This window comes from Treponema sp. TIM-1 (assembly GCF_046533115.1).
Taxonomy (GTDB): Bacteria; Spirochaetota; Spirochaetia; order Treponematales; family Breznakiellaceae; genus JAIRMO01.
This window is the reverse complement of the sequence record NZ_JAJQRC010000003.1, coordinates 139,981-153,267: the sequence shown is the minus strand read 5'-3', so window position 1 is coordinate 153,267 and position 13,287 is coordinate 139,981. Positions and strand designations below refer to the sequence as shown.

The 13,287-nt window shown below is 48.2% G+C and carries 11 protein-coding genes and 1 tRNA gene; 2 read left to right on the top strand and 10 right to left on the bottom strand.

Features of this window, described 5'->3' with window-relative positions; translation table 11 throughout:
* Nucleotides 1-52: 52 nt before the first annotated feature.
* Both LQZ21_RS14910 and tnpA read right to left on the bottom strand, forming a co-directional pair.
* Entirely contained in the window at nucleotides 53-919 is an 867-nt protein-coding gene (locus LQZ21_RS14910; protein WP_486401685.1) for a reverse transcriptase domain-containing protein, read from the bottom strand.
* Between the two features lie 572 nt (nucleotides 920-1,491).
* The gene (tnpA, locus tag LQZ21_RS03225; protein ID WP_411042728.1) at nucleotides 1,492-1,800 is read right to left on the bottom strand and encodes an IS200/IS605 family transposase; all 309 of its coding nucleotides are present in this window, start codon (nucleotides 1,798-1,800) and stop codon (nucleotides 1,492-1,494) included.
* A 522-nt stretch (nucleotides 1,801-2,322) separates the two neighbouring features.
* Here tnpA and LQZ21_RS03220 point away from each other — a divergent pair.
* A complete protein-coding gene (locus LQZ21_RS03220) occupies nucleotides 2,323-2,913 on the top strand; it encodes an IS630 family transposase (RefSeq protein ID WP_411042724.1) in 591 nt (196 codons plus the stop codon).
* Between the two features lie 443 nt (nucleotides 2,914-3,356).
* Here the strand turns inward: LQZ21_RS03220 and LQZ21_RS03215 are convergent, their stop codons facing one another.
* Genes LQZ21_RS03215 through LQZ21_RS03195 form a run of 5 tightly spaced genes read right to left on the bottom strand, consistent with a single transcriptional unit; the run spans nucleotide 3,357 to nucleotide 10,608 of the window.
* Complete coding sequence (locus LQZ21_RS03215) at nucleotides 3,357-5,294, bottom strand: oxidoreductase (RefSeq protein ID WP_411042723.1); 1,938 nt, start codon at nucleotides 5,292-5,294, stop codon at nucleotides 3,357-3,359.
* Nucleotides 5,295-5,310: 16 nt separating this feature from the next.
* Nucleotides 5,311-6,531: an MFS transporter gene (locus LQZ21_RS03210; protein ID WP_411042722.1), complete on the bottom strand. Its 1,221-nt coding sequence runs from the start codon at nucleotides 6,529-6,531 to the stop codon at nucleotides 5,311-5,313.
* Between the two features lie 56 nt (nucleotides 6,532-6,587).
* Nucleotides 6,588-7,793: an MFS transporter gene (locus tag LQZ21_RS03205; protein ID WP_411042721.1), complete on the bottom strand. Its 1,206-nt coding sequence runs from the start codon at nucleotides 7,791-7,793 to the stop codon at nucleotides 6,588-6,590.
* Between the two features lie 54 nt (nucleotides 7,794-7,847).
* Nucleotides 7,848-8,612, bottom strand: a complete 765-nt coding sequence (locus LQZ21_RS03200; RefSeq protein WP_411042720.1) for an SDR family NAD(P)-dependent oxidoreductase — start codon at nucleotides 8,610-8,612, stop codon at nucleotides 7,848-7,850.
* A 40-nt stretch (nucleotides 8,613-8,652) separates the two neighbouring features.
* The gene (locus LQZ21_RS03195; RefSeq protein ID WP_411042719.1) at nucleotides 8,653-10,608 is read right to left on the bottom strand and encodes an oxidoreductase; all 1,956 of its coding nucleotides are present in this window, start codon (nucleotides 10,606-10,608) and stop codon (nucleotides 8,653-8,655) included.
* A gap of 170 nt (nucleotides 10,609-10,778) precedes the next feature.
* On the opposite strand from LQZ21_RS03195, the gene LQZ21_RS03190 reads away from it, so the two are divergent.
* Nucleotides 10,779-11,684 (top strand): LysR family transcriptional regulator, encoded by a 906-nt coding sequence (locus LQZ21_RS03190; RefSeq protein ID WP_411042718.1) that lies wholly within the window; start codon nucleotides 10,779-10,781, stop codon nucleotides 11,682-11,684.
* A gap of 130 nt (nucleotides 11,685-11,814) precedes the next feature.
* Here LQZ21_RS03190 and LQZ21_RS03185 read toward each other — a convergent pair whose 3' ends face one another.
* From LQZ21_RS03185 to LQZ21_RS03175, 3 genes are all read right to left on the bottom strand, one after another.
* A complete protein-coding gene (locus LQZ21_RS03185; RefSeq protein ID WP_411042717.1) occupies nucleotides 11,815-12,015 on the bottom strand; it encodes a hypothetical protein in 201 nt (66 codons plus the stop codon).
* A gap of 208 nt (nucleotides 12,016-12,223) precedes the next feature.
* A tRNA-Arg gene (locus tag LQZ21_RS03180) sits at nucleotides 12,224-12,297 on the bottom strand.
* A gap of 162 nt (nucleotides 12,298-12,459) precedes the next feature.
* Nucleotides 12,460-13,284 (bottom strand): HhH-GPD family protein, encoded by an 825-nt coding sequence (locus LQZ21_RS03175; protein ID WP_411042716.1) that lies wholly within the window; start codon nucleotides 13,282-13,284, stop codon nucleotides 12,460-12,462.
* Nucleotides 13,285-13,287: the final 3 nt, after the last annotated feature.

Genomic DNA, 13,287 nt, shown 5'->3' with positions numbered 1-13,287 from the left:
CGGATGAAGGAGACCGCCAGCAGCCTGTGGGAATATAGTTACCTGGGGGTAGCTAAAAAGAACTGGGAAGGACTATTGAGTTGGATAATGCGCGGATAGATGAGATGAAGAAGGTAGCAAAGATGGTACGGGACCATTTTGGGGGGATAATGAACGCGATAGGGTTAGGGATAAGTAATGGGATGCTGGAAGCGAAGAACAATTGCATACAGCGGATAAAAAGAATAGCTTGTGGCTTCCGAAACAAAGACCGGTTTATGACTTCAATCCTATTCCACCTAGGAAATTTGGACATGGCTGTTTCCACCTTATGATGTGAAGAGCCCTTTATCAGGGTGATGATGGCCTCGTCTTTCACCGTTTCCCGTACCATCTTTATCAGCAGGTCGTGATTCACCGTGTCAAAGAACTTTTCCAAGTCCAGGTCTACCACCCAGGCATACCCTTCCTCGTAATATCCCTTGGCCCGCTGTATCGCCTGCTGGGCGCTTCGTCCCGGCCTAAAGCCGTAACTGCTGTCCGAAAACGTCTGCTCAAACACCGGTTGCAGTACTTGTACCATCGCCTGTTGGACCATCCGGTCTATCACCGTCGGCACCCCAAGCAGCCGTACTCCCCCGTCCGGTTTGGGTATCTCTACCCGCCGCACGGGTTGTGGCTTGTACCAGCCGCCCTCAATGCTCTCCATCAGTTCCCGGTAATGCGCCACAAGGTACGGTTCCAGTTCCCTCACCGTCATCCCGTCTATCCCGGCCGCCCCGCCGTTCCTTACTACCTTCTCGCACGCCGTATACATATTCTCTCGTCCCAGCATACGTTTCAATAGTTCCCCATCGGGCTTTCGCCCGTCCGCACGGTCTTCGTCCGTGGCCTCCGGTGTTCCGATGTTCCGCGCTTCCTGCGGTTCAGAGGGTTCCACCCTCCCTCCCCCAGGATAGCCGAAGTCAAGTTCTCCCTGCTTCGTTTTCTGCTCTCTCCGCATCGTCCCACCTTCCTCTCACTTCTTGAGACTTCCCATCGTTCGGCCCTTCCCGCTCCGTTCGTACTCCCGCTGTCTCAGGGACATCCCCCTTCACGGTACTATGGCCTCTGCTGACTTCTTGCAATTCAACCGTATATCGCTATACGGCTTCCCACAGCGCCGGGACATCCGTCAGTCGCCGCCTTGGGCCTTGCAAGACCTCCCCGGGTAAGAGCGAGTAACCTTCATCCCATGCAACCGCCGCATCTACACCTCAGGGTTCGGGTAGTATCGGACTTTACTTTGTCATGCAAGCTCGTCCGCCCTGTACTGCCTTATATGCGATTTCTGTCCGTCGGTTCGGGACTTTGCCTTCGGCTTCCTTCAGATTCCACCTCACGATGGACACCCTTGCCGTTCGGCTAACACTTCCTACTACCAAGCGTGTAGCGGACTTTCACCGCCGAGTTACTCCCCATGCCGGGCGCACATCAACAACCGCAGGGCAAGCCCTGCGGTATCTTTAACCTTCAAGCTTTATTCTGATAAGGAAACAGCTCAAGCGGCTTCCCCTCATATATTTTTTGGTATTCCTCTGGTTTTCGCCCCTGATTCTTGACATATCGTTGTATCACTTGTTCATCCCCGTATTCGCCTACACTCCCCACATAATAACCCCTTGTCCATAATTCCCCTCCCCATAACATTTTCTTCACCTTAGGACATCTTTCGAATATTTTTCGTACCTTTATACTCTTTATGGTTCGTACTATTTGCTCAGGGCTGTACGTTGGCACCGATTGTACCAGAAAATGCACATGGTCTCTTTCCGTCCCTATACTGCTTCAGTCATGGGAATGAGGTATCTGTAGACAAAGAAGGGAAAGAAGGATAGGATAAAGTATTCTAATTCGGGAGGGATGGAAACATGGATAGCATAGACCAGTTTATGGCCATTGCCGAGAAAAAGATCGGGATACTCCTGGCAAAGCGGTTATTCTGTGTGTTGTTGATATTGTTTGAGATTGACAAGAAAACTATCATCGAGAAGCTTAAAGTGTCCCGGTTAACCGTGAAGAAATACAAGGAATTGGCGGACGCTGGAAATATTGAGGGGATATTCGCGGATACGGTGTATCGGAGAAGGAGCGAGATGGAAGACTGGCGGGACCAGATAATGGCGGAGTTGGACAAGAAGCCGGCACGGACGCTGAGGGAGGCGGCGGCGGTTATAGAGGAAGTGACGGGACTGAGGCGGAGTCTGCCGCAGGTGATGAAGTTCTTAAAAAAAAACGGCTTCAAGCCGTTAAAGGTGGGATTTCTGCCGGCGAAGGCGGACGGGGGGGAAGCAGAAGGAGTTTGTGGAAAAGAAGCTGAAACCACTGATAAAGCTGGCGAAAGAGGGATTTATCGAGTTATTTTTCGTGGATGCCTCCCATTTTGTGATGGGAGGTTTTACGGGAAGGCTGTGGAGCCGGGTGAGGTGTTTTGTGAAGACAGCCAGCGGGAGGAGCCGGTATAACGTGCTTGGGGCGCTTAATTTTTGCGGGAAGAAGATAAGCACGGTCACCAATGAGACGCACATAAGCGCCGAACAGGTTATCCGGCTTATGGACAAACTGCGTAAGACCTATAAGGACAAGGTTCTTGCGCTGGTGCTGGACAACGCGGCATATCAGCGGTGTGCCAAAGTAACCGAATACGCGAAAGAACACGGGATAGGCCTGATATTTCTGCCGCCCTATTCGCCGAATCTAAACCTGATAGAACGATATTGGAAGCTGGTGAAGGGGGAAGTACTGAATGCGACCTATCATGGGACATTTGAAGAGTTTAAGAGAGCAATAGACACTTGTATTGCGGAGACGGAGGGAAAATATAAAAAGAAGGTCTCCACCCTTATTTCCGAAAACTTTCAGTCATTTACCGATGTTTTCGTACCTGCCGCTTAATGATATTTTCATGGCTAAAGCAGTATAGAAACGCTGGACGGCAAACATACGGCGGGAGAGGTCAGGCAGACGGTGTTCATGTACATCGAGGCCTATTACCATCGGGTTCGGCTCCATTCGGCCTTGACTATATTGCGCCTGATATGGTTAACTCAGGGAGAGTCGCTTAATGGTGTCTACCTAATGGGGTAAATTCCAACTTCTTTACATCTTGCATTACAACCTCCTATCTTTTGAACTTTGGCGGTTCACTGATAGGAGGTTTATTTTATAATCCAGGAATTGTCAAACCTTTTGGGTCCCCGGCAAAGCCGGGGGGTTACCTATTTTAATTAATCATTGATGGCGGGTTATACGCTGATTTAAAAATCCTCCGCCGCAGACAACAAAGACGCAGTTTTTAACGCGAATCTTTGTTTTATATACTTATCAGGATTGTTCCCTTATACAATCGACATTGCCGCGTCATAGGCGGTGGTGACAGCGTTAAATAGGGTTCCCTGGTCTGTGTTGCAGTCCCCTACGGGAATTACCGTAATACAGGCCTGTCTGAAAGAATAAGCCAGATCACGGCGGGGCCGCACTCCCAGAGAAAGTACCAATGTATCACAAAGCAATTCTTTGCGGCTTTTATCCTTGCAGGAAACCTCAATACCGTTCCCGGTTATACCTTCAAGTTTGGTTTCTCCCATAATTTCTACTTTTGCATGGACGAGCATCTCCTTTAGGGCAATGATATTCATCTTTGTTCCGCCCTGACCGGTGTTTTCGGCCTTGACCATGTCGATCAATGTAACCTTTTTCCCCGATTTTGCCAGATTAATGGCAACTTCCATACCGGCCATTCCCGCTCCGGCAACGATAACCCTCTCACCGGTGGCAACCATACCAAGCTCAACTTCGCTGACCAAGGCGACCTTGGGATTATCTTTTACGAATCCCGGTATGATCGGATCGGAACCTACCGCAACGATAACCGCATCATAGTTTTCTTTCTCAATGGATTCCGGAGACACCGTAGTGTTCAGCTTAACCGTGATATTTTTATTGCTAGTGGTCATACGAATTGACCAGTTTAGGTACTTCTTAATATCGCCTTTAAATTCCGGCGCCGCGGCAACCAACAAGGTTCCTCCCAGCTTGTCACTCGCCTCATAAAGAACAACCTTGTGTCCCCTTTCGGCAGCAATACGGGCGGCTTCCATTCCTCCGGGACCACCGCCGATTACCGCCACCTTTCGACTTTCCTTGGGGGACTGATAATTCTGGAAAATCAACTCGCGACCCACATAGGCGTTAACAGCGCAACGGACAGGGAGAAAATAATTATGGGTACGGTGAATACAATTGTTACACCGTATGCATGGCCGAATTTCTTCGGCGGCGTTTCTCCTCAGCTTAACCGGAATATCGGGATCTGCGAGGAGAGGACGGCAAAATTCAACCATATCTATTTTCCCATCGGCAATAGCTTTTTCCGCAATTTCATAGTCCATCCCCCCAACACAGCTTACCGGTATATCCAGGGCTGCCTTAAACTGGGCCGCGGCATCTAGATTAAAACCCCGTTCAAAATACAAGGGTGGGAATACATAGGGGGTTAACTTATGTACACCCAACTGTCCCCGGGATACATGGAGCCAGTCGATCTTGCCTTGAATCAGCCGAGTGAATTGAATCAGCTCGTTCATATCGGGAGAATTCTCCCACATATCGGTCCAGCTTATCCGATACTCAATGAGCAGCTTGTCTCCCACCCGTGCGCGGATGCCATCCAGTAGTTCTACGGTAAACCGGGTACGATTTTCAAAGTTCTGAGCGCCGTATTCATCGGTCCGGTGATTATAGGCCTTTGAAAAAAACGCCGCTGGGGGCTGCATATGGGCTCCATGGACAACTACCATATCTCCGCCAGCTTTAAGTACCCGTTCCGCCGCATCGGCGTAGAATTTAATAAACTCCTTTACCTGTTCATTAGTGTAATTGTCGGGATCCACCTCGATTTGAGGTTTACCCTTTTTATCCCGGAGGTCAAAAGGCTCCGGATCCGGATCAAGGGGTACCAACTCAATCCCTGCTTTACAGTCATAAGCGTGAACTATAGCGAATAATTGGGAAAGATGATTCACGCAAGTATCGTCCGCCACCGAAACAACATGGGTAATAAAAGGGGGCAGAGGATTGATTACACCGGTTCCAATGGGAACACAGTTGGCCCCCCCTGCGGCAAGTGGACGGATCCACTCACCCAGAGCCTGATTCGCTTGATTGTCTTTGGTGGCAAAAAACGAATAAGTAGGGGAAAAATTGATCCGGGATTTAAATTCCTGCTTGCCTATCTTAATCGGGCTAATCAAGTTTGGAAAATCATACTGCTTCATAAGAACCTCCTAAAATTTACGCTTCGACTCTTTTTGCTTTACTGCCCAGCTCGGGAAGCAGAAGAAAAATGAAAAATAAAATCGCAAATACCGCACCAATCAGGATAAAATAAAGGTTAAAATTGATGCCTTCCGGCCCGCTACAAATGGGGGTAAGAATATAGGTGGGAAGAAGGATTGCCCCAAAAAGCTCAATAGTGGAGATCAGGCCAGTTCCGGTACCCGCATATTTAGGTCCGATTTCGGCGAATTGAACGGGCATGGAAAAAAAGAAAGGCATCATAGCGGAAGCACAGAGACCGAAGAAAAAGAAACTGATATAAAGCGCCGCCCCGGGAAGTCTCCAGCCAAAGGCATATCCAAAGGTACAGATAACCGCAAACACTAAAAGGAAAGGCTTGTTCCGGCCGGCCTTTACGGCGATCATGGGCATAAAAAGGGAACCCACCAGATTACCTGCGCTGACAATAGATGCAGTAACCCCCGCAACGGCGGGATCCATGCCACGGCTGGCAAGGGCCAGGGGAAGGAACTGATTACACGCTACCTGGCCCCCAAGGCAGAAAAACAACCCAAAGGCGGTAAGCCACATGTTTTTACTGCTGAACACAACTTTTAAGGTCTCTCCCACCGAAGGAGAGGCTTCTTCAACGGACCCCGGTTCCACTTTATGATCCTTTCCCAGAAAAAACCAGAGGAATAAAACGACAACGGTCAAAACGCCGGCAATCCAAAACGCGGTACTCACCGACGCTAACAAGGCGGTGGTTGACTGGGCGACAAACATCCCCAAGGTGGGGGCGGACATAAAGCACCCCATAGCAATAGGAACCATTGATCGCCGGAACCAGATACTGAACACTTTCCCGCAGGTAACGTTTAACGCGGTGGCGCCGAATCCTGTAAGAAGCATGGTGGTGAACAATAGGCCGTAATTTCCCGCATAAATACGGCCCATACCGCCTATGGCTGTGAGAAGCATAAAAACCAAAATGCCCTTTTTAATACCTATCTTATCAACAATAATGCCGAAGATAATGCTAAGAAAGATGGCGGGAACCATAGGCGCCGTAAAAAGGCTGGAGAACTGTACCCCGGTCAGGCCCAACGACTGAATAAGCTGTCCGGCGATTGGCGCAAGCTGATATTGGGTGTATTGATACACAAAGGTACCAAGACAATAAACCGCCAAAATAATCCACGCGGTGGAACTGTTTTTTTGTACGTCATCACTCATTTTGATACTCCTGCTTTAATTCCGTATTTACATACGGCTTTTATAAGCCCGGTACTTCAACCGGACGTTTTTACCGATCTGTTTTTTTGAAAAACAACCCAGAGGGTCAGGACAATTCCGAGGGACATCAGGGCAAAGGACGAAAATAAAATCGGGAACCGCCCGTAATCCCGGGAAAAGGCTCTAACAATCATGTTAACAAAAACAGGTACAATAAAATTGCCAAGCCCCTGAGCCGCCGATATCATAGCTACCGAAAACGCCACATAACCCCGGGCGGTTATTTTCGAAACATGGGCAAAATAGGCGGGAACTACAAGGCCGTTGCCGATACCGCAAATCAAAAGAGAAAAATAAATTGTGACAATGGTATAGGAAGAAGCGCACATAAAAAATCCAATTCCCATGATTACCCACGCCAAACCCCGGGAAAACTCTTTGCAAATTTCGTAATATTTTCCGTATAAAAGAGAACTGACTAGGGAACCACCGATAAACAGCGAAAGGCCGATACCCGAATTAGCAGGGCTTCCGATACCTTCAGTTTCAATCTGTAATGAGATATTGGTCGCCATCACCGTATCCAGAATCATGCCAACAAGATAAATCAGCGCTATCCCGTATACGGCCTTGGGTATTTGGGCAAAAATGCCGCCTTTTTTAGCCGGCTCCTCCGTTTCCCCGCTCTGTTTCATGGATACTTCCGGCAGGAACAACAGAACCATAACCAGGGAAAAAACCCCAACGCCATACGCAAAAAAACTGTAATGCCAGTCAATCTCCGTCAGATAACCTCCAAGGATCTGCATAATGATACAACCAAAACACCCCACTGACATATTCCAACCTACCAGTTTCTCCCGTTGATTTCCTTCGTAAAAAGCCGGGATAATGGCAATCGCTGAGGGTAGGGTAATACCGGTACCTAAACCCAAAAAAACCCGGAAGAACAATATATGGGGCAGGGAATTCATAAAAGCGGGAAGAATTCCACCGGCGCTGAACATAACCAAACCAAAGATAATTATCTTACGGGGCTGTATTCTGGTAGACAACCAGCCATATAACGGCGCCATGATCACAATCAGAATATTCGGCAAGGTTACCAACATTTGTATCATGGTGGTACTCACGCCAGGAAACGCCGCCGCGATTGAGGCGATAGCCGGCGATATAGCCCCCGATGCAACATCCTGTAACCCAACTGCCATTACCACAACAAGCAACAATATGGGATTCATCGTCTTAGGATCTCGTTTCATGAAAAGCCCCTTAAAAACGGCTGTGTTTTATACCGGTTTAATTAAAATTAGAAATCAAAAGCGAACATTGCAGCCGGCGCTGAATCCGCCATCAATGCTGATATCGGTTCCTGTTATGTAGGAACTTTCATCACTGGCCAGGAACAATGCCAAATACCCCACTTCCCTGCCTGTACCTGCCCGGCCCATAGGAGTCATGGGTATGATATGTTCCGCCACCGGACCATCAGGTGTACTCATTTCGGAAAGGATACATCCCGGCTGGATGGTATTGAACCTGATATTAAAGGGAGCGTATTCCATAGCCAGGGTTTTGGACAACATTTTTACCGCCCCTTTGGAAGCACAATAAGCACTTAAATAGATTGCCCCCTGCCAAGCGGCATTGGATGTGGTATAGATCACCGATCCCTTTTTCTGCCTGATCATATAGGGAACTACTTTTTTGGTAATATAAATATCCGCCCTGGTATTAATACGAAAGATATCCTCATAATCCTTCTGCATATCAAAGTCTTCAAATTTACTATGGCTGGGAATCCCCGCATTGCCGAACAGTACGTCTATCCGCCCATACATATCCACAGTCCGCTGAACTAGGGCGTCTACCTGGGAATCCACCGTCATATCTGTTTTGACAAAAGTCGCTTCCCCACCCTTTTTCCGAATGATCTCCACAACCTCGCTACCCTTTTCTTCCCGGCGTCCAGCAAAAACGATCTTTGCCCCCTCCTCCCCGAACAAAATAGCAGAGTCTCTGCCCATCCCTGAAGTTGCGCCGGTAATGATACAAACCTTACCTTCCAGCCGTTTTCCCATAATTCGCCACCCCTTGTACGCTTATGCTATATTTTCGCTTTTATACATGTACCGCATAATTATAAGCGGTATGATTCGCGTTTTTTATGCCTTCCACATGATCACAATCCCCGATCACATATAATTCGGGAACTAGATCTTTAAATTGTTCCGCGACTGCTTTATTCGGAACCATACCAAAGGCCGAGACCACCGTATCGGCGGACAACAGGGAATGCCGCCAGTTTTTATCTTCAATTTCAACTCCATCTCCGGTTATAGCTACTACCTTACTTTCCCCTATCAGCTTGATGTCATATTCCCTGATATATTTTGACTCCACCATCCAACGGGGAATTTCTTCCATCCCTGAAGCAAAAGAAGCAGCCGGTATCATATCAACCACAGTGACATCCCTGTCGTCCATAGCTAAAGCCAGTGCACACTCCACGCCGCTGGCCCCTCCACCGCATACCACAACCCGCTTGCCGGTTTTAACCCGGTTAGTATCAACCTCAAGCACAGAGACAACTTTAGAAGAATCAATTCCCGGAATATCGGGTTGAAACAAACGGGCGCCCGTGGCGATAAAAATGACATCGGGTTTTTCGGCCATAACTCTTTCGACCGTTGCTTCGGTATTTAAACGGATATCCGCGCCACACGTCTCGGTCGCCTTGATACCCCATGTGGTATAGCGCCGCAAATCCTCTTTGAAGGGTAGTTTGTTGATATCGTTCAGCAAACCACCGAGTTGGCCGGACTTTTCAAAAAGAACAACTCCATGTCCCCGTTCCCGCAGGGTCCGGACCGCCATCATGCCGGCCGGACCGCCTCCGATAACCACGGCTTTCTTAGTTTTTCTCGCTGGAACCACCGATTTGTATGCACCGGTCCGCCCAAGGGCGGGGTTTACGGCACAGCGAATATGGTGGGAAGAACCCGCACAGGCCCAGCAACGCAGACAGGGACGAGCGGTTTCGGAAAACCCCAAACAGGACTTCCGTATCAGTTCCGGATCCGCCAAATGCGCCCGGGCCATGGCTACTAGATCCGCCTGCCCTTTACCGATAATCTCATCTGCAAGCTCCAGGGTTGTAATACAACCCACGGTTGCGACGGGTATGTGGATCTCTGTACACTTTTTGACCTTTTCCGCATTGGCCACAAATACCCCATAGGGAGAAAAATAGGGTGGCATGGTGGTATACATAGTCAGAGGCTCTACCACCAAACCGCCGGAAATATGCACCAGATCAATATACCGCTGGGCCAGTTTAATAAATTCGATAGTTTCCTCTATCCGCATCCCTCCGGGGACCATTTCATCACCACTGATCCGCATCTCCACCGCCATCCTGCCGTTTATCCGGTCTCGAACCGCTGCAAGCACTTCCAGGGGAAACCGGCAACGGTTTTCAAAAGAACCTCCATAATAATCACTGCGATGATTCGTCAACGGGGATAAAAATTGGGCAAGCAGATTGCCATGAGCGGCGTGGATCATGATCATATCAAACCCACAACGGCAGAGCCGCTCCACCACATCCATATAATGGGCAACCACTTCATCCATGTCGCGCCGGTTCATTTCGCGGATATACCGGGACCCCCAAGATGTCGGAAAGGGTGTCGGAGCGATAGCATCGGGCTTTCGCAGCAGGGCGGGATTTGCACCCCGGCCCGCATGAACCAGCTCTATCGAGAGTTTTGCCCCCCGGGCGTGGGTGGCTTCGGGCAAGCGGGCCAGGCCTATCATTTTTTTGTCATCCGTAATGTCCAATTCCCCGGCAAAATCTTCCCCCGTATCATGGTCCACGGAAGTAGCGCCGATAGTTATCAACCCAACACCAGTCCCCGCCTGCATATCAATAAAATCAACATAATTATCCGTAACTTCACCGTCATAGGATGTCATTGGATTCACCATAGGGGAAAACTGAAGCCGATTTTTCAGGGTAAGACCCCCAACTTTGAGGGATAAAAAAAGGTTTTTATACCTATCATATTTTTCCATCTAACACATCCCTCTCCTATATTTCGATAACAATTTATTTATTTGATATGGTATCATCCTCCTATAAGAGTGTCCAATATAAAATATTTATGATATGATAAGTTTTACTTCTTACTACTCCGTTGTTTCGGGCAGGCAGAGGCCATAACCAATGAGTCAGGAGGATCAATATGAACAGTAGGCGTTTGGAATATTTTATCGAGGTTGCGAAGATGAAAAGTTTTACCAGGGCTGGAGAAAATTGTTTTGTATCACAGACCGCTATAAGCCAACAAATAGCGGCCCTGGAAGAAGAATTGGGCTTTGCTTTATTGATCCGAAATAAAAAAACAGTTTCCTTAACAATCGCCGGAGAGAAATTTTACCATGAGGCGGTAAAAATCCTGGCCCAATATAATCAAATAGCTGAGGAAACGAAGAATATCGCGCAAAGCGCCTCCGGAATTCTGCGGATAGGGTTTTTCAGCCTCTATGACCGGGTCTCTATTACCTCATTGATCCGGGATTTTCACGTCAAATATCCCTTAATACGAATAGATATAGCCCAATACAATTATGAAACCATAAATGAATATCTGCATTCCGGAAACATAGATATTGGTTTTATGTTCAGCCAGAATTTCGCAGACCTCCCCAATGTTTCCACAAAAAAAATTATGCGGAGTCCCGTCGGTGTATGTATGCATAAGAACCATCGCCTGAGCGAATACCGTATGATCAGTGTGGACCAGCTCGTCGGCGAAAGTATTATCACCTTTAACCGCCATGTATTTCAACATAATTTCACCCGTTTCCGGGATATCCTGTTCCAGGAAAATTTGTCTATCAACAATTTATTGTATGTGGAAAGCGTGGATGCCGTGATTTTAATGGTTGAGGCGAATATGGGGATTAGTTTGTTCCCAATGATAATCAGGCCCTATATCGGCGATAATCTGGCCTTAATTGAACTGTCAAATAATATCTTTCCCGCCTTTATCTGTGACTCTATTTACAATACCGAAAACAACAATCCCTCATTACGCCTGTTTGTGGAACTAATCAACAGTACTATCCCGCAAGACGTGAAGAAATGACCTTCCTTAACACGGTTTGGCGCGGATGGAAACAGCCCGAGCATAGGCAGGGCTTCGGCGGTACTACACCGAGATGCCTCACGATGTTGCCCCAAATGTATTTAATTCAGGGAGGGTCGCTTAATGATGTCTACCTAACGGGATAAAGACCAGTCCACTCAGATGCCCTTCCATGATTTTGCTCTTTCGTTCCCTTGCCAGTTCCCGAAATATGCTTCCCAAATATTTTACCACCCTCCATACAGTCTCTTCTGTCGACCGTTTGGTATCCATAGTATATGGTACTTGCATTCCCACGTACTATGTGGTTTAAATTCTTTTTATCGCTCATTTTGCCTCCTGTCTGTTGAACTTTGAGCGGTTCATTTTGGCAGGAGGTTATTTTATATTCCCTGAAATGTCAAACTTTTTGATTCCCCCGGCAAAGCCGGGGGTTTACCGATTGAAATTAACACGATAAACGCACAGTGTCATACCTTTCAGAAAATCGGACTTTTTTGCTTTTCGTTAATTCATTATACCGTAATGAATTAACTCTTTGAGAGACGCGGGACTCGAACCCACCACCTTCAGCTCCGGAGGCTGACGCTCTATCCAGATGAGCTAGTCTCTCGACAGGATCTATAAGCACCTTAAAATTAACCTAATTAAAAAAACCTGTCAAGGTCGGTTGGGGCCTTGGTTTTTTACCCTTCAGGACGAAGCATACGGCAGGAAAACCGGGGCATTTTAGTGGTTTTTCCAAAAAACAACCGAATTTTGGGGGAAAGGGCTTTTATAAAGTGAAAATGCGGTACACCCCCTTTTTTTCGGCAACCATAGAGTCCTTTTCCAGGGTGTCCAGGGCTTTATAGAGTTCTTCCGGCTTCATTCCGGTGGATTTTTGAAGCTCCGCAGCCGTAGCGGGGCCTTGTAAGACCAAGGTCTTGATGATGCGCCCCCGTTGCTGCCGGGAGGAACCTTCAAAGGGGCTCTGTTTGGTGTAATGGGCGCTTCTCCTGCCGGGATTTACCGTTACCTTCTTCAAGGCAGCCCCATAGTCCATGAGCGCCCAATACCAGCGGCGGGGATTATCATGATCCAGGGCCTCTTTCAGGATGGGAAAGATTTCCCGGTCATCCACCGCCTCCTGGTTCTGAAAAAAGAAATGGATCACCGAAGCGCGGATATTGGTTTCTATAAACACCGAAGGATAATTATAACCAAAACAAGCAATAGCCCCGGCAGTATACGCTCCAATTCCCGGAAGGGAAAGCAGAATGGCCGGCTTTTCCGGTACCTCTCCCTGGTACTTTCTGGCGATAAGCCGGGCACATTCGGTCAGAAACCGCCCCCGGCGGTTATATCCCAGACCGCTCCATTCCCTCAGGGCATCCTCCAGGGAAACCTCCGCCAGATCCCCGGGGGTCGGCCAAAGACGCATCCACCGCTCCCAATAGGGTATCACCCGTTCGATTTGGGTCTGTTGAAGCATAAATTCGGAAACCATTACCCCCCAGGGACGGGGATCCTCTCTCCAGGGAAAGGTCCGCCCCTTTTCTTCAAAATGGGAATAGATTATCTCTTTAAATTCGGAAATTGACGGCGGGTTACTCATCATGGT